Genomic DNA, 15361 nt, shown 5'->3' with positions numbered 1-15361 from the left:
AGACTCAGCGAGCCGCTTCATCGCCTGCCTATTTGGTGTTGCTCCGGATGGAGGTTACCGCGTTTCACCGTAACTGAATACGCTCGTCTCTGTGGCCCTATTCCTCGCCTCGCGGCGTCCGGCCGTTAGCCGGCATCCTGCTCTGTGGAGCCCGGACTTTCCTCTCCCCCCACGTCCAACGGACGTGAGGACAGCGGTTGCCTGACCTGCTTTTCCACTCCGAATTATAGAACTTTAACTTGACTGCATCCGCTAATTTGCTAATCCAAGGTATCCGGGGACAATCTTGCCCCCGCCAGGAGAGCCATCATGAGAAGACGACTGTATTTCATGGTGCCGGACGTGGCGAGCGCCCGACAGATCCACAACGAACTTCTGCTGGCCCGCATCGAGGACGGCCATATTCATGTTCTGGCCCGGGATGGCGTCTCCCTACCCGGTCTGCACGAAGCCTCGATCCTGCAGAAAACCGATTTTGTCCACGGTGCCGAGACGGGATTGGCGGTCGGTGGCGGCATCGGCATTATCGCCGGGCTGGTTGCCGTGGTGTTTCCGCCTGCGGGCGTGGACCTGCAACTGGTGACCATCCTGCTCACGGCCTTGATCGGCGCAGCGTTCGGCGCCTGGGTCGCCAGCATGGTAGCCAGCGCCATCCCCAATTCGCGGCTGAAATCCTTCGAGTCAGCCATTGCCGCAGGGCGCATTCTGATGATGGTCGACGTACCGTCCGGGCGGGTCGATGAAATCAAGAAACTGATCGCCGCATACCACCCCGAAGCCTTGAACTCCGGCATCGAACCCACCATCCCGGCGTTCCCGTAGCGCCTCCCTCCCCGCGCGCAGCGCAATGCTGCGCGACATCTGGAAGCAGTCAGCAGCCAACGCTGACACCGCTTCCGCCGCGGCAGACTTCCCCTGGTCTGCCGTTTTTTTGTCAGACCACGCGCCAGCGGATCGTCTCGCCGGCGCGCAGCGGGATCAGTGCCTCGTCGCCCAGTTCGAGACGGTCTGGGGCTGTCCAGTTCTCACGGCGTAGCGTGATCGTGTCGGCATGGCGTGGCAAGCCGTAGAAATCTGCCCCATGGAAACTGGCGAAGGCTTCCAGACGATCGAGCGCACCGGCATCCTCGAACGCCTCGGCATACAGCTCGATCGCGGCATGCGCCGAATAGATGCCCGCGCAACCGCATGCGGCCTCCTTGGCGCCAACCGCATGCGGTGCGGAATCGGTGCCGAGAAAGAATTTCGGGTTGCCCGAGATGGCCGCCGCAACCAGTGCCTGGCGATGCTGTTCGCGCTTCAGTACCGGCAGGCAATACATGTGTGGGCGGATGCCGCCGCGGAACATGGCGTTGCGGTTATACAGCAAGTGGTGCACGGTGATCGTCGCGGCAACATTGGCCGGTGCCGTCGCCACGAATTCGGCAGCATGACGTGTGGTGATGTGCTCCAGCACGATCTTCAGACGCGGAAAATCGTTCATGAGCCGTACAAGGTGGCGCTCGATGAACACGGCTTCGCGGTCGAACACGTCGACCTCTGCATCGACCACTTCGCCATGCAACAGCAGCGGCATGCCCGCCTCCTCCATCGCCGCGATCGCCTGATAGGCCTTCGCCAGCTCGGTGACGCCGGAATCGGAATTCGTCGTCGCACCGGCCGGATAGTATTTGACGGCGTGCACGAAGCCGCTGGCGCGCGCCCGGCGGATTTCGTCCGGCTGGGTGTTGTCGGTGAGATAAAGCGTCATCAAGGGATCGAATGCGGCGGCGCCTGACGCTGCGAGCAGACGGTCGCGGTAGGCCGCGGCGTCGGCCACGTTCACCACCGGGGGTTTCAGATTGGGCATGGCGATGGCACGGCCGAACACGCGCGCGGTGTCGGGCAGCACGCTCCGCATGGCCGCCCCATCGCGGAAATGGATGTGCCAGTCGTCGGGCCGTGTGATCGTGAGGGTGTCGGTCATTCTGCGTCCTGCGGGTGCGGCTTGAGTGCCAGCGACATTTTATAGAGTTCGGCCTTGCTGCGCCCGGTGATCTGCGACGCCAGTTTGGCGGCAAGCGTCGGCGGCAGCGCACCCTGCAGGATGTCGAGCACGCGCATCGCTTCCGCATCGACCGCCACCTCGGTCGCCGGAGGATGCACGATGACGACGAATTCGCCACGCACATTATTCGTGTCGGCGGCGAGCCAGGCCGGCGCATCGGCAAGCGGCAGCGTAACGATGGTCTCGAATCGCTTGGTCAGCTCACGCGCCAGGGTCACCCCGCGTGCGCTGTCGAACACGTCCGCCATGTCGGCCAGCGTCTCCTCGATGCGGTGCGGCGCCTCATAGAACACCAGCGCCGCCGGCAGCGCGGCGAGCGATTGCAGCTGGGCACGGCGTGCACCGGGCTTGGGTGGCAGGAAACCGTGGAACAGCCACGCACCCGATTCCACCCCGGCCGCCGACAGCGCCGTCGTCACGGCCGACGCACCAGGAATCGGCACCACCTTCAACCCGGCCGTGCGAACCGCTGCCACCAGCCGCGCACCGGGGTCCGATACGGCCGGCGTTCCCGCGTCCGACACATAGGCGACCGCCTCGCCGGCGGCGATCCGCGCAACCACGCCGGCGGCGGCTTCGCGCTCGTTGTGCTCGCGGATGGACATCAGCGGTTTGGAGATATTGAAATGCGCCAGCAGCTGTCCGGATACACGGGTATCCTCGGCTGCCACACGATCCACGCGCTGCAGGATGTCGAGCGCACGCAGCGTGATGTCGCCCAGATTGCCGATCGGCGTGGCGACGACATAGAGCGCGGGAAACAGAGGCGTATGATGCGGACTTTCACTCATCCCTGCATTGTCGCAGATGTTGAAATCCCTGCTCGGCCAATCCGCCGAATCGCGCGCCGCAGCCTTCCTGAAGACACAAGGCCTGAAACTCGTGGCACGCAACTGGCGCAGCCGCTTCGGAGAAATCGACCTCATCATGCAGGATGGTTCGACGCTGGTGTTCATCGAAGTGCGACTGCGCAGTCGCAGCGATTTCGGCAGTGCTGCCGCCAGCGTCACGCCGGCCAAACAGAAGAAGCTACTGGCCACCGCGCATCAATATCTGGCCACGCTGAGAACGCTGCCGCCGTGCCGTTTCGACGTTGTCGCACTGTCGGGCGACAACGCCCCGGAATGGATCCGGAACGCTTTCGACGATATGGGATAATCGCGACCAACATGCCTTTACACGACAGAATTCTCGGCCATTTCAAGGCCTCGGCACAGACCAAGCTGGATGCGGCCGAAGCGCTTGCCCCAGCGATCGAGAGCGCGGCACGCCTGATGGTGCACAGCCTCGCCCAAGGCGGCAAGATCCTCGCCTGCGGCAACGGCGGATCAGCAGCGGACGCCCAACATTTCGCGTCGGAAATGATCAACCGTTTCGAACAGGAGCGTCCGGGTCTCGCGGCCATCGCGCTCACCACCGACACCTCGACCTTGACCTCGATCGCCAACGACTACGCCTATGACCAGGTGTTTGCGCGGCAGGTGAAAGCGCTCGGGCATCCGGGCGACATCCTGCTGGCGATTTCGACCAGCGGCAATTCGCCCAGCGTGCTACAGGGCGTGGCTGCTGCCCACGCACGCAACATGCATGTCATCGCATTGACCGGACGCAGCGGCGGCGGGCTGGCGGAACAAATGCAGGAGGACGACGTCTTCCTGTGCGTGCCCGCCGAATCCACGGCGCGCATCCAGGAAGTCCATCTGCTGACCATTCATTGCCTGTGCGATGCGGTGGACAGCGTTTTATTAGGAGTCGAGGAATGAACAAACTGATTCGTATCGCGCTGATCGGCGCAGTCCTGTCGCAATTGGGCGGTTGTGCTGCCGCCGTCGTGGGCGGTGCCGCCGTCGGCACCTCGGTCGCATTGGATCGCCGCACGGCCGGCGTGTACGTAAGCGACCAGGAAATCGAGCTGCGTGCGCTGGCGCGCCTGCGTGAAGCCTTCCCGCAAAAGACCGACAACATTTCCGCCACCAGTTATAACCGTCAGGTACTGCTCACCGGCCAGGTGCCGGATGAGGCCACGCGCTCGCGGGCAAGCGACGTGGTCAAGGGCATTCCCGACGTACGCACGGTATTCAACGAACTGACCGTATCGGGAATTACCTCGCTGACTTCTGACGCCAACGACGTCGCCCTGACCAGCCAGGTCAAGGCACGCATGCTGCGCGACGAGCGCGTACCCGGGACCAAAATCAAGGTGGTCACCGAGGCCGGCGTGGTCTACCTGATGGGACTGGTGACGAAAACCGAGGCTGAGGCTGCCACGGATATCGCGCGCACCACCTCGGGCGTCCCTGTTCGAATACCTCAACTGACCGCCCGGCCGCAATCGATGCACGCACCCGCATTCGAGCGCAAGTTGTGCGGCCCCGCCGACCTGGCCGAACGGGTCGCACAGCTGCCGCACCCGCGGGTGTTCACCAACGGTTGCTTCGACATCCTGCATCGTGGCCATGTGACCTATCTGGCCGAGGCGCGCGCGCTGGGTGCCTCGCTCATCGTCGCGGTGAATTCGGATGCGTCGGTGAAACGCCAGGGCAAAGGCGGCGACCGTCCGATCAATACGCTGTACGACCGCATGGCCTTGCTGGCGGCGCTGGAGTCCGTATCCCTGGTCACCTGGTTCGATGCCGATACACCGCTCGACCTTATCCTCGCCATCCGCCCCGATGTGCTGGTGAAGGGCGGCGACTGGACGCCGGACCGCATCGTCGGCGCAGCGGAAGTAAGCGGCTGGGGCGGCAGCGTGCATTCGATCCCGTTCCGGCATCACACCTCGACTACCGCGCTTCTTCGGCGCATCCGTTCCTGATCGGCGCTCCATGATCTATCACGACCTGCGCGACTTCATCGCACAACTCGAAAAAATGGGCGAGCTGAAGCGCATCGCCGTCGAAGTCGATCCAAAACTGGAAATGACCGAGATTGCCGACCGCGTGCTGCGCGCCGGCGGCCCGGCACTGCTGTTCGAAAAACCCAAGGGACACACCATGCCCGTGCTGGCGAACCTGTTCGGCACGGTCAAGCGCGTGGCGCTGGGAATGGGCGAGGACGACCCGAGCCGGCTGCGCGAAGTCGGCAAGCTGCTGGCCTATCTGAAAGAACCCGAGCCCCCGAAAGGCCTGCGCGACGCCTGGGACAAGTGGCCGGTGCTCAAACAGGTCTTGAACATGGCGCCCAAGGAAGTGAAGAGCGCACCATGCCAGGAGGTCGTCCGGGAAGGCGCGGACGTCGACCTGTTGCGGCTGCCAATCCAGCACTGCTGGCCGGGCGACGTCGCACCGCTGATCACCTGGGGACTGACCGTCACCCGCGGCCCGCACAAGAAGCGCCAGAATCTCGGCATCTACAGGCAACAGGTCATCGGGCCGAACAAGCTCATCATGCGCTGGCTCGCGCATCGCGGCGGCGCGCTCGATTTCCGTGAACACCAACTGACCCATCCGGGGGAGCCGTTCCCGCTCGCGGTCGCGCTCGGCGCCGATCCAGCGACCATCCTCGGCGCGGTCACCCCGGTGCCGGATTCGCTGTCGGAATACCAGTTCGCCGGCCTCCTGCGCGGCGCCAAGACCGAAGTGGTGAAATGCCTCGGCAACGACCTGCAGGTGCCGGCATCCGCCGAGATCGTGCTCGAAGGCGTGATCCATCCGGGTGAAACGGCACTCGAAGGCCCATACGGCGACCACACCGGCTACTACAACGAGCAGGAAACCTTCCCGGTCTTCACGGTCGAGCGCGTCACGCTGCGGCGCGATCCGATCTATCACAGCACCTACACCGGCAAGCCGCCGGACGAACCGGCCATCCTGGGCGTGGCGCTCAACGAGGTCTTCGTGCCGCTGCTGCAGAAGCAGTTCCCCGAGATCGTCGATTTCTACCTGCCACCCGAAGGCTGCTCCTACCGCATGGCGGTGGTCAGCATGAAGAAGGCCTATCCCGGCCACGCCAAGCGCGTGATGTTCGGCGTGTGGAGCTTTTTGCGTCAGTTCATGTACACCAAGTTCATCCTCGTCACCGACGACGACGTCGACGTGCGCGACTGGAAGGAGGTCATGTGGGCGCTGACCACGCGCGTCGACCCGGCACGCGACACGCTGCTGGTGGAAAACACGCCGATCGATTATCTCGACTTCGCCAGCCCCGTGTCCGGGCTCGGCAGCAAAATGGGCATCGATGCCACCAACAAATGGCCGGGCGAAACCACCCGCGAATGGGGCACGCCGATCGTGATGGATGCCAACGTCAAGGCGCGCGTCGATGCGCTGTGGCAAGACCTGGGGCTGTAATCATGACCACCCAGAACATCTTCCTCGCCCGTCAGCCCATCCTCGACCGCAACCAGCGCATCGTCGCCTACGAGTTGCTGTTCCGCGCCGGCAACACTTCCGGCGCCGCTGTCACCGACGACATGCAGGCGACCGCGAGCGTCATTCATCATGCGTTCAGCGAAATGGGCGTCCAAACGGTACTGGGGTCGCAACTGGGGTTCATCAACGTCAGTGCCGACATGCTGCTGTCCGACATGATCGAACTGCTGCCACGGGCCCAGGTGGTGCTCGAACTGCTCGAAACCATCCGTGTCGACGAGGCCATCATTGAACGCTGCCGCGCACTCAAGCAGCTCGGGTTCACGCTGGCTCTGGATGATTTCATCTTCGATGAAAGTTATCGTCCCTTGCTGCCGCTGGTCGACATCATCAAGGTCGATCTGCTGTTGCATGACCAGGACCAGTTGCGTGTAATCGTCAACCAGCTCAAGCAATGGCCGGTGAGACTGCTGGCTGAGAAAGTCGACCGTGCCGAGCAGGCGGCTTATTGCCATTCGCTTGGATTCGACCTGTTTCAGGGCTATTACTTTGCACGGCCATTGGTGCTCTCGGCCAAACGGGCGGACTCCAGCCAGATGGCACTCATTCAGTTGCTGGGCCTGGTACTGAGTGACGCCGACACCGTGCAGATCGAGCAGATCTTCAAGCAGCATCCCAATCTCACCTACAACCTGATGCGGCTGGTGAACTCGGTTGCAAGCGGTGTCCACCGCAGCATCACCTCGGTCTCGCAGGCCATCCTGGTCCTGGGACGCAAGCAATTGCAACGCTGGCTGCAATTGTTGATGTTTACCCTGCAAAGCGGCCCGGTCTATCCCAGCCCCCTGCTGCTGCTCGCCGCCACGCGCGGCAAGATGATGGAAGTGCTGGCGCTCAAACAGCAGCGCAATGCCGATTATTGCGATGAGGCCTTCATGGCCGGGATCCTGTCCCTGATCGAAAGCCTCATCGACAAGCCGCTGATCGATATTGTGCGCGAACTCAATCTGGGTGAACGTCTTGCGGCAGGTCTGCTACGCCGCGAGGGCGAAATGGGCGTCCTGCTGCAACTGGTCGAAAGCGTCGAACATCTGGACCTGGACTACACCAACGCATTGCTGGCACAGGCTGGCGGGCTGACGCTTTCGGATCTGACCACGGCAGAGATCGAAGCCATGGCATGGGCCAACCAGGTGGCAGACAGCCCTGCCTGAACTTCCCCACGCCGCCACCATGACAGACAAACCCCAGGGCAAGCGAACCTGTCTCTATACCACCCGACAACTCGACACCATCGTCGACGACATGGCGCGCCAGGCCGCGGGTTTGCTGACAGGACGTACCCGGGTTGCGCTTGTCGGGATCCTGCGCCGCGGCGCGCCATTGGCCGACCGCCTGCATGCACGCTTGCAGGCGCACTACGGCCTCGCCGATTGTGTACGCCTCGATTTGCAGATCACCCGTTATGCCGACGATCTCACCCTGCTGTATCCCGAAACCCGGCTGACGGAAAACCCGCTGCACACCACTCTCGATCTCACAGGCCATACCGTGCTGGTGGTGGACGACGTGATGTATCGCGGGCATTCCATGCTGCGCGCGGTGGAATACCTGGCCCGCAGGCAGCCCGATGAAATCCGCACCATGGTATTGGTGGATCGCGGGGCGGCGAAGCTGCCGGTACGCTCGGACATCGTGGGTGTCCGCCTCGATGTCGCGCCGCCAGACGTCATCGAATGCAACGTACCGCCATACGAAGCCAGCTTCAAGATCGATTTGCTGCAACCGGACTGACCTCGCTACGGAAACGTACCGTGAGTTGAACTATCATCTGAATTGGAATTCAGTGACCTTCGCAATTTTCCTGGGAAAAAATCATGAATAAATCCATGCTGACAGGTGTCGTACTGGGTGCAATCGCCGTGACGGCGATTGGTGGCGTAGCGGGCTACAAGGCCCTGAATCCGAAGCCGGAATTCGCCGAGGTTCTGGCCGCCAAGCCAGTGACCGAAACCGTCAAAACGCCTCGACAGGAATGCCATGACGTGGTTGTCAACGAGCAGGCGCCCGTTAAGGACAGCAACCGCATCGCCGGCACGGCCATCGGTGCGGTGGCAGGCGGTCTGCTCGGCCACCAGATCGGTGGCGGTACCGGGCGCACCCTGGCCACTGTCGGCGGTGCGGCAGCGGGGGGCTACGCGGGCAATCAGATACAGAAGAACCTGCAGGAAAAGGACACCGTCAGCCGCACCGAGACGCGCTGCAAGACCGTCTACGAATCGCATACCAAAACGATCGGTTATGACGTGCGCTATCGCCTGGGCAAGGAGGAAGGCCACGTGCGGATGGACCATCAGCCCGGTTCGCGCATTCCGGTCAAGGACGGCCAATTGCAGCTGGACGCGCCCGCCGAACCCTGATCCAAACCCGTCTCAGGCCTTGGGCGGCCAGGCGATCAGGGTCGCCTCCCAGTCGGGCGGCGGCGCGCTCTGGCCCAGCCGCGCGATGTTATCCTGCTTGTTGGGCTCGGCTTCGTAGGCCCACCAGACCCCATCCGCATCCTGTGCCAGCCACGCCGCCCATGCGGGCACCTTATCGAACGTCATCCCGCGCCCCGCTATCCAAAGACATCTCCGACTGCACCCATTCCAGCAACGCACGCTGCGCCACCTCGCTACGGTTTGCCTTGGCGTGGTTCACCAGCATGACGAAACTCACCCGCCGGCCGCTCGCCGTGTCCACATAGCCCGCCAGTGCGCTGACATCGCGCAGGGTACCGGTCTTGAGATGCGCGCTGCCGGTCAGGCTACTGCCCTTGAAGCGGCGCTTCAGGGTGCCGTCGGTCGCGGCGATGGGCAGGGTCGATTCGAATTCGGCGAACAGCGGGCTCCGATAGGCCGCGCGCAACAACTGGTTCAACGTGGCCGCGCGGATGCGCTCGATGCGCGACAGGCCCGCGCCATTCTCCAGCACCAGCTTGCGCGTTGAAATGCCGCGCTGCGCCAGGTCTTCGCGCACCGCGCGGGCGCCCTTGTCCGGCGTCGCCGGCGCGCCATAGGCTTCCGCGCCCAGCGTCAGGAACAGGTTGCGCGCCATCAGGTTGTTGGAGTACTTGTTGAGGCGGATGAGCGCATCGGTCAGCGGGGGCGATTCGAAGCGCAGGAGCGGAGGCGTTTCCGGCGCCATGCCGGGCACGGTCTGCCCATCGAGCGTGCCGCCCGTTTCCGCCCACAGGCCGCGAAACAGAAAATCGAAGGTCACCGCGGGTTCGAACAGATTCAGCGACAGCGTCTGTTCGCCGCATCCGCGCGGATAGCGCCCGGCGACGACGAGATCCCTGCGCCGGGGATCGGGAATGCTCGATGCCAGCGCATCCTTCCAGCCATTGCACGCGGCATCGTCGGTCAAGGCGATGTCCGGGCGGATCGCGACGCCGGGCAGCGCGACATCCGGCTCGATCTCGACGGCCTTGCCGCCGGGCTTGAGCCGCAGCGTCGTGGCATTGAAATTGGCGACCAGCGCGCCCGGCGCGGCGTTGTACAGAGCCAGCGGCTCGCCATCGAATGCCCCCGGATCGCTTGCCGGCAGTTCGAAGTCGCTCAGGTCGAGCACCAGATTGCCGCGGATATGGCGCACGCCGCGCGCCCGCAGTTCGCGCTGCAACAGCCACATCCGTTCCAGCGTCAACGTGGGATCGCCGTAGCCCTTGACGACCAGGTCGCCTTCGAGCACGCCCTCCCTAACCGGCCCCTCCGCCCAGACATCGGTCTTCCACGCATAGTCCGGGCCCAACTGGTTCAAGGCCGCGAAACTGGTCACCAGTTTCATGACGGAAGCGGGATTCAGGGCCGCGTCGGCATTGTGGCTGAGCAGCGGTGCGTCCGCATCCAGCGGCTGCACCACCACCGCCACGTGGTCGAGCGGAATGCCGGCCTGTTGCAGCGCGGCCGTGAAGGCCGCGGGAAGCGATCCGGCGTGCGCCGCAACGGATAATGCAAACAGCAGCGCGGGCAGGGAACGGGACACGACTCGGAAAAACGGCATGGCGACATTATGCCGAATTCCGCCCTGGCCAGCCGCCAGGCCCGGCCTACAAGGATTGCCGGATCGCCAATACCGCCTGGTTGCGCAGCGACTTGAGCAGGGACAATTCCTTCTCGGGGATCGCGATGTCGCCGGCGTGCGGCCGGTCGGCATAGATCAGGCCGACCGGCTTACCTTTCACGATGACGGGAAACAGCACGAAGGTGCGCGCCGGAATATGCTGGCGGTACCAGGCCGGAATCCGCGTGGCGATCTTGGGATCGTCGATGTCGGAAATCAGGATGTCGGCATTGTTCTGCAGCGCGACGAGAAAAACGTCGGGCTGGCCCGCCAGGGAAAAATCGAATGCCTTGACCAGGCGCTGCACGTCGTCGCCAAAACCGAACTTGCCGCACATCGCGTTGCGGCGTCCATCCTTGATGCACAGCACCACGTGTGCGAATCCCATGCCGGTATACATGGCCTCGAGGATCATGCGCAGGATATCGTTGATGGAAATGCTGTCGTCGATCAGCGAATTGCCGACATCCTGCAAGCCCGAGGCCAGGATGGATTGAATCTCCTCCGGCGTGCGTTCCTGTTTATCGCGGGCGACGGCGCCCTGTTCGATAGCCGGTGCGGCCTCATGCAACACATTGGCATCCAGCGCCGCCATGGCATCCGGCACGGCGTCCGGCATGTCCGTGTTCGTTTCCTGTTGTGCCGACGCCTGGCCCGGCGGTGCCGCCAGGCCCGCCCATTTCGACGCCTGCCGGGCAAAATCGCTGTGCTTCAGGTTCACATTCACCACCCGCGCAAACTGGCCGATGTCCTGCATCGATTTTTCCATCATGCCGGCCAGCTGTTCCGCCGTTACCGGCACGGTATCGCCGAACCGCGCGGTGAGCCTGCCCAAAGCCTTGCTGCGGTCTTCATCGGGCGTCTCGAGGATGATTTCACACAACTCGTTGGCGAATCCTGCCAGCGCACGCAACCGCTCGACGTTGCTGGCGCTTTTTCTGATTTTCCCGTCCGGCAGCTTTTTCATGCTCTGCACCAGCTGGTCGGGAAACCCCCAGCTGCGTGCGATGCCGATGCCAAGATTCTCGAACGACACGCCCAGCACTTCGGCCGACACCCGGACGTCGCTCAAGCCTTCGGTTTCGACGCGTTGCAGGACCAGAGCCATCTCCTCGGGGAAATAAAACATTGCCAGCATGCGACCGAGCTTGTGCAGCATGGCCCCGATGAAGGCCTCCTCCACATCCTTCACCTGCGCATTACCCGCCATCTCGCGCGCCAGCATGCCGGCGTACATCACCTTGACGAACTCCTCTTTCAGGTGCTGCGCGTGCGCCTTGTTTTCCAGGTTGTCGAACAGGATCAGGCTCAGAGCGATCGACCGTACCGCATCGAAGCCGAGGACCACCACCGCACGCGAAATCGTGCTGATCGATCCGCCGCCCACCTGGTTGTAGAAGGCGACGTTGGCCAGTTTCAACAGCTTGTTGGTGAGCGCGAAGTCCTTGAGGATATGGTTGGAGAGTTCGTTGACGCCCTCACGGTCGGACGAGGCGATCCGGTTGATATCGCCGATCGCTTCGGACAAGGCCGGGAAATCGCTCTCTGCCTGCATCCGCCGCAACAGGATATCCAGCGCGTTCCGCCTGGCGGCGTCGCCCGGCCCGGTCTGTTCGTCATGCGTCGTCATGGTTGAACGGGCATCCCTCCTGGCCGCTGCATGCATCGGGTGCGAGGCCCGGCACATTGCTCGGCAAACAGCCTCAACTCAAATCCTGCACATACCAGTCCATCGCCTCGGCCAGGCCTTCGCCGATGCGGTGCGTCGGCGCGTACCCAAGACGGGTGCGGGCCTTGGAAATATCGGCAAGCGAATGGCGCACGTCGCCGGCGCGGAAGTCGCGGTAGACCGGCTTGAATTCCGCGAGGTGGGGAAATTTCGGGACGAGCAGGCTGCGGATGGCCTCGAACAGCTGATTCAGCGTGGTACGGTCGCCGACCGCGACATTGTAGACCTGGTTGGCCGCGTCCACATGCTGACTGGTGGCGGCAAGCAGGTTGGCCTGAATGACGTTGTCGATGTAGCAGAAGTCGCGGCTGGTCTCGCCGTCGCCGTTGATGTACACCGGCTCGTTCCTGATCATGCTCGACACCCACTTCGGCACCACGGCCGCGTAGGCGCCCTGCGGATCCTGGCGGCGGCCGAAGATGTTGAAGTAGCGCAGGCCGATCGATTCCATGCCGTAGCAGCGGCCGAACACGTCGGCATACAGTTCGTTCACCAGCTTGGTCACCGCATAGGGCGACAGCGGCTTGCCGATGACGTCCTCGACCTTGGGCAAGCCGGGATGGTCGCCATAGGTGGAGCTCGACGCAGCGTAAACGAAGCGCTTGACCTTCGCATCGCGCGCGGCGACCAGCATGTTGAGAAAACCGGTGTGTTGAGAAAACCGGTGTTGTTGGCGGCGTGCGTCGTCAACGGATCCTCGATCGAACGCGGCACCGAACCCAAAGCCGCCTGGTGCAGGACGTAATCGACGTCCTTGCATACCGTGTGGCACGTGATGAGATCGCGGATGTCGCCGCGTTTGAATCTGAAATTTTCCCAGCGGGACGGACCGACACTGACCTGGACCTGCGCCAGGTTTTTTTCGTGGCCGGTCGCGAAGTTGTCGAGACCGACGACGCGCTGGTTGAGCAGCAGCAACGCTTCCACCAGATTGCTGCCGATGAAGCCGGCAGCTCCGGTGACGAGCCAGGTGCGGGGCTCGGCTTCGAGCGTTTTCTTCAGCGCATCGAATGCGGACATCACAGCCTCCAGAGGGTGAAGCCCGCCGCTTTCACGGCAGCCGGATCGTAGGCCGCCTTGACGTCGGTGAAGGCGCCGCCTTTTTTCAGCTTGGCGGTCAGTTCGGGAAACGATTTTTCCAGATACGCGTGATGCGATACCGCTGCGATGATGGCATCGCATTCGGGCAGGTCGTTCCATGCCGTGAGATGGATGCCATATTCGTGCTCAGCTTCCTTCGGTTCGCCAAGGGGATCGTGTACATGTACGTCGCAACCGAAGGACTGCAGTTCGCGGATGACGTCGACCACCTTGGAATTGCGCAGGTCGGGGCAGTTTTCCTTGAAGGTGAGGCCCAACACGTTGACCTTGGCGCCTTTCACCTGAACGCCGTTGGCGATCATGTTCTTCACCGTTTCCTGCGCCACGTAGGCGCCCATGCCGTCGTTGATGCGGCGGCCGGCGAGAATGACCTGCGGGTGGTAGCCGAGCATGTCTGCCTTGTGGGTGAGATAGTAGGGGTCGACGCCAATGCAGTGGCCGCCGACGAGACCCGGACGGAAGGGCAGGAAGTTCCACTTGGTGCCGGCCGCTTTCAGCACTTCGAGGGTGTCGATGCCGAGGCGATGGAAGATCAGCGAGAGTTCGTTCATCAGCGCGATGTTGAGGTCGCGCTGGGTGTTCTCGATCACCTTGGCGGCTTCGGCGACTTTAATTGAACTGGCGCGATGCACGCCGGCGGTGATGACGCTGCCGTAGAGATCGGCCACCTTATCGAGGGTAGCGGCGTCATCGCCGGAGACGACTTTCACGATCCTGGTGATGGTCCGTTCCTTGTCGCCGGGATTGACGCGTTCTGGCGAGTAGCCGACGTGGAAGTCCTGCAGCCATGTCATGCCGGAAAGCTTTTCCAGGATGGGGATGCAGACCTCCTCGGTGGCGCCGGGGTAGACTGTGGATTCGTAGATGACCGTTGCGCCTTTTTTCATATACTTGCCGACGGTGGTGGAGGAACCGACCAGCGGCGAGAAATCGGGGATATGCGCCTGGTCCACCGGGGTGGGAACGGCAACGATGATGAAGTCGGCCTTGGCCAGATCGGCGGGGTCGGTGGTCACCGTCAGCTGAGTCGCCGCCTTGAGGTCGTCCGTTGATACTTCGCCGGTGGGGTCGCAGAATCGACGGTAATGCTCGACTTTTTCAACCGAGAGATCGTAGCCGATGGTGGTCATTTTCTTGCCGAATTCCACCGCCAACGGCAGGCCCACATAGCCCAGCCCGACAACCGCAACAACGCTCATGCTTGGATTCCCCTATGAATATAAAGTCTTTGCTGCCGCCCGGATTGTATCGAATTTACAGGTCCTTGCCCGGCTGCATCCGGCGGCTGCGCGCTTCATGGGTGAGCAAGCCGCATACCAGCTGGGCCGTGATTACGCTCCTGCTGGCCTCGCCCGTCCACGCCGACGTGGCCGACATGCTCCCCAGCATCAAACCGGGCGTGGTCGGCGTCGGCACCTTCAAGCCCACCGGCCGCCCGCCCGCCAACCTGATGGGCACCGGCTTCGCGGTGCTGGACGGGCACTACGTCGTATCGTGCGCGCATATATTCAGCAAGCCGCTGGATAGCGAGAAGAAGGAAATGTACGCCGTGTTCGTCGGTCGCGACCAGCGGATATCGGTCCGCGCCGCGGAGCTGATCGCCAGCGACAAGGCGCGCGACCTGGCCTTGCTTAAAATCGCGGGGGAGCCACTGCCCCCGCTGAAACTTGGCGACTCCAGCCAGGTGCGCGAAGGCTGGCAGCTCTATTTCACCGGCTATCCGATCGGCTCGATACTGGGTCTCAATCCTTCCACGCATCGTGCCGGCCTGGCCGCCATCATTCCCATCTTCACGCCCGTCGCCGCCGCGTCCCAGTTGAACGCGCATGCCATCAAACAGGCCGCCTCGCCGTATGAAGTGTTCGAACTCGACGCCGTAGCCTATCCCGGCAACAGCGGCAGCCCAGTATGGCACCCAGATACCGGCGAGGTCCTGGGCGTGGTCAATTCGGTCTACGTACGGGGCACGCGCGAAGCTGCGATCTCCGCGCCCAGCGGGATCAGCTACGCCATTCCGGTCAAGTACGTGCATCGCCTGCTGGAGGAAGCGCTGCCCCACGCGCCCTGAAG

General features: G+C 63.0%; 15 protein-coding genes, 1 other RNA gene and 2 pseudogenes. 10 read left to right on the top strand and 8 right to left on the bottom strand.

The window, feature by feature from the left end; genetic code table 11:
* An RNA gene (gene rnpB, locus ABT23_RS12990) (RNase P RNA component class A) lies at nucleotides 1-213 on the bottom strand; the annotation flags it as partial.
* A 96-nt stretch (nucleotides 214-309) separates the two neighbouring features.
* Between rnpB and ABT23_RS12985 the strand changes: the two genes are divergently transcribed.
* Nucleotides 310-822, top strand: coding sequence for a DUF1269 domain-containing protein (locus ABT23_RS12985; protein ID WP_296636057.1), 513 nt, complete (start codon nucleotides 310-312; stop codon nucleotides 820-822).
* A gap of 112 nt (nucleotides 823-934) precedes the next feature.
* Here the strand turns inward: ABT23_RS12985 and pyrC are convergent, their stop codons facing one another.
* Both pyrC and rsmI read right to left on the bottom strand, forming a co-directional pair.
* The gene (gene pyrC, locus ABT23_RS12980) at nucleotides 935-1966 is read right to left on the bottom strand and encodes a dihydroorotase (RefSeq protein WP_296636054.1); all 1032 of its coding nucleotides are present in this window, start codon (nucleotides 1964-1966) and stop codon (nucleotides 935-937) included.
* On the bottom strand, nucleotides 1963-2838 hold the full coding sequence (gene rsmI / locus ABT23_RS12975) for a 16S rRNA (cytidine(1402)-2'-O)-methyltransferase (protein ID WP_296636052.1): 876 nt from the start codon (nucleotides 2836-2838) through the stop codon (nucleotides 1963-1965). Before rsmI ends, pyrC begins: the two co-directional genes overlap by 4 nt.
* 16 nt (nucleotides 2839-2854) lie before the next feature.
* On the opposite strand from rsmI, the gene ABT23_RS12970 reads away from it, so the two are divergent.
* The 8 genes and pseudogenes from ABT23_RS12970 (at nucleotide 2855) to ABT23_RS12935 (ending at nucleotide 8777) form a co-directional block, all read left to right on the top strand.
* Nucleotides 2855-3205, top strand: a complete 351-nt coding sequence (locus tag ABT23_RS12970) for a YraN family protein (protein ID WP_296636049.1) — start codon at nucleotides 2855-2857, stop codon at nucleotides 3203-3205.
* Nucleotides 3206-3216: 11 nt separating this feature from the next.
* The gene (locus tag ABT23_RS12965) at nucleotides 3217-3810 is read left to right on the top strand and encodes a phosphoheptose isomerase (protein WP_296636045.1); all 594 of its coding nucleotides are present in this window, start codon (nucleotides 3217-3219) and stop codon (nucleotides 3808-3810) included.
* A pseudogene (locus ABT23_RS12960) lies at nucleotides 3807-4283 on the top strand (BON domain-containing protein); the annotation flags it as partial. The gene ABT23_RS12965 and the pseudogene ABT23_RS12960, both read left to right, overlap by 4 nt.
* 99 nt (nucleotides 4284-4382) lie before the next feature.
* Nucleotides 4383-4862 carry a D-glycero-beta-D-manno-heptose 1-phosphate adenylyltransferase gene (rfaE2, locus tag ABT23_RS12955; RefSeq protein WP_296636063.1) on the top strand — a complete coding sequence of 160 codons (480 nt, stop codon included), beginning with the start codon at nucleotides 4383-4385 and terminating at the stop codon, nucleotides 4860-4862.
* A 10-nt stretch (nucleotides 4863-4872) separates the two neighbouring features.
* Complete coding sequence (ubiD, locus tag ABT23_RS12950; RefSeq protein ID WP_296636043.1) at nucleotides 4873-6336, top strand: 4-hydroxy-3-polyprenylbenzoate decarboxylase; 1464 nt, start codon at nucleotides 4873-4875, stop codon at nucleotides 6334-6336.
* 2 nt (nucleotides 6337-6338) lie between these two features.
* Nucleotides 6339-7571, top strand: coding sequence for an EAL domain-containing protein (locus ABT23_RS12945; protein ID WP_296636040.1), 1233 nt, complete (start codon nucleotides 6339-6341; stop codon nucleotides 7569-7571).
* A 19-nt stretch (nucleotides 7572-7590) separates the two neighbouring features.
* The gene (locus ABT23_RS12940; RefSeq protein WP_296636037.1) at nucleotides 7591-8151 is read left to right on the top strand and encodes a phosphoribosyltransferase domain-containing protein; all 561 of its coding nucleotides are present in this window, start codon (nucleotides 7591-7593) and stop codon (nucleotides 8149-8151) included.
* A gap of 83 nt (nucleotides 8152-8234) precedes the next feature.
* The gene (locus tag ABT23_RS12935; protein WP_296636034.1) at nucleotides 8235-8777 is read left to right on the top strand and encodes a glycine zipper 2TM domain-containing protein; all 543 of its coding nucleotides are present in this window, start codon (nucleotides 8235-8237) and stop codon (nucleotides 8775-8777) included.
* Between the two features lie 12 nt (nucleotides 8778-8789).
* On the opposite strand, the gene ABT23_RS12930 is transcribed toward ABT23_RS12935, so the two are convergent.
* The 5 genes and pseudogenes from ABT23_RS12930 to ABT23_RS12910 all read right to left on the bottom strand — a co-directional run bounded on the left by ABT23_RS12930 (nucleotide 8790) and on the right by ABT23_RS12910 (nucleotide 14490).
* The gene (locus tag ABT23_RS12930) at nucleotides 8790-8963 is read right to left on the bottom strand and encodes a hypothetical protein (protein WP_296636031.1); all 174 of its coding nucleotides are present in this window, start codon (nucleotides 8961-8963) and stop codon (nucleotides 8790-8792) included.
* Nucleotides 8950-10383 carry a D-alanyl-D-alanine carboxypeptidase/D-alanyl-D-alanine-endopeptidase gene (gene dacB / locus ABT23_RS12925; protein ID WP_296636028.1) on the bottom strand — a complete coding sequence of 478 codons (1434 nt, stop codon included), beginning with the start codon at nucleotides 10381-10383 and terminating at the stop codon, nucleotides 8950-8952. Before dacB ends, ABT23_RS12930 begins: the two co-directional genes overlap by 14 nt.
* A 64-nt stretch (nucleotides 10384-10447) precedes the next feature.
* The gene (locus ABT23_RS12920; protein WP_296636025.1) at nucleotides 10448-12091 is read right to left on the bottom strand and encodes an HDOD domain-containing protein; all 1644 of its coding nucleotides are present in this window, start codon (nucleotides 12089-12091) and stop codon (nucleotides 10448-10450) included.
* A gap of 73 nt (nucleotides 12092-12164) precedes the next feature.
* Nucleotides 12165-13210: pseudogene (locus tag ABT23_RS12915) on the bottom strand (SDR family oxidoreductase).
* Entirely contained in the window at nucleotides 13210-14490 is a 1281-nt protein-coding gene (locus ABT23_RS12910) for a nucleotide sugar dehydrogenase (RefSeq protein WP_296636023.1), read from the bottom strand. Before ABT23_RS12910 ends, ABT23_RS12915 begins: the two are co-directional and overlap by 1 nt.
* Nucleotides 14491-14591: 101 nt before the next feature.
* Here ABT23_RS12910 and ABT23_RS12905 point away from each other — a divergent pair, with 101 nt between their 5' ends.
* Nucleotides 14592-15359: a serine protease gene (locus ABT23_RS12905; RefSeq protein ID WP_296636020.1), complete on the top strand. Its 768-nt coding sequence runs from the start codon at nucleotides 14592-14594 to the stop codon at nucleotides 15357-15359.
* Nucleotides 15360-15361: the final 2 nt, after the last annotated feature.

Origin of the sequence: Thiobacillus sp. SCN 63-57, assembly GCF_001725555.1 — a bacterium.
Classification (GTDB): Bacteria; Pseudomonadota; Gammaproteobacteria; order Burkholderiales; family Thiobacillaceae; genus Thiobacillus.
This window is presented reverse-complemented; position numbering and strand designations above follow the sequence as displayed.

Bases quoted from the DNA above. Each gene is read 5' to 3' on its own strand.
- ABT23_RS12970 (WP_296636049.1), top strand. From the start codon at position 2,855: ATGTTGAAATCCCTGCTCGGCCAATCCGCCGAATCGCGCGCCGCAGCC.
- ABT23_RS12945 (WP_296636040.1), top strand. From the start codon at position 6,339: ATGACCACCCAGAACATCTTCCTCGCCCGTCAGCCCATCCTCGACCGC.
- ABT23_RS12940 (WP_296636037.1), top strand. From the start codon at position 7,591: ATGACAGACAAACCCCAGGGCAAGCGAACCTGTCTCTATACCACCCGA.
- ABT23_RS12910 (WP_296636023.1), bottom strand. From the start codon at position 14,490: ATGAGCGTTGTTGCGGTTGTCGGGCTGGGCTATGTGGGCCTGCCGTTG.
- rfaE2 (WP_296636063.1), top strand. From the start codon at position 4,383: ATGCACGCACCCGCATTCGAGCGCAAGTTGTGCGGCCCCGCCGACCTG.
- rsmI (WP_296636052.1), bottom strand. From the start codon at position 2,838: ATGAGTGAAAGTCCGCATCATACGCCTCTGTTTCCCGCGCTCTATGTC.
- ABT23_RS12920 (WP_296636025.1), bottom strand. From the start codon at position 12,091: ATGACGACGCATGACGAACAGACCGGGCCGGGCGACGCCGCCAGGCGG.
- ABT23_RS12965 (WP_296636045.1), top strand. From the start codon at position 3,217: ATGCCTTTACACGACAGAATTCTCGGCCATTTCAAGGCCTCGGCACAG.
- ABT23_RS12985 (WP_296636057.1), top strand. From the start codon at position 310: ATGAGAAGACGACTGTATTTCATGGTGCCGGACGTGGCGAGCGCCCGA.
- ABT23_RS12935 (WP_296636034.1), top strand. From the start codon at position 8,235: ATGAATAAATCCATGCTGACAGGTGTCGTACTGGGTGCAATCGCCGTG.
- pyrC (WP_296636054.1), bottom strand. From the start codon at position 1,966: ATGACCGACACCCTCACGATCACACGGCCCGACGACTGGCACATCCAT.
- ABT23_RS12930 (WP_296636031.1), bottom strand. From the start codon at position 8,963: ATGACGTTCGATAAGGTGCCCGCATGGGCGGCGTGGCTGGCACAGGAT.
- ubiD (WP_296636043.1), top strand. From the start codon at position 4,873: ATGATCTATCACGACCTGCGCGACTTCATCGCACAACTCGAAAAAATG.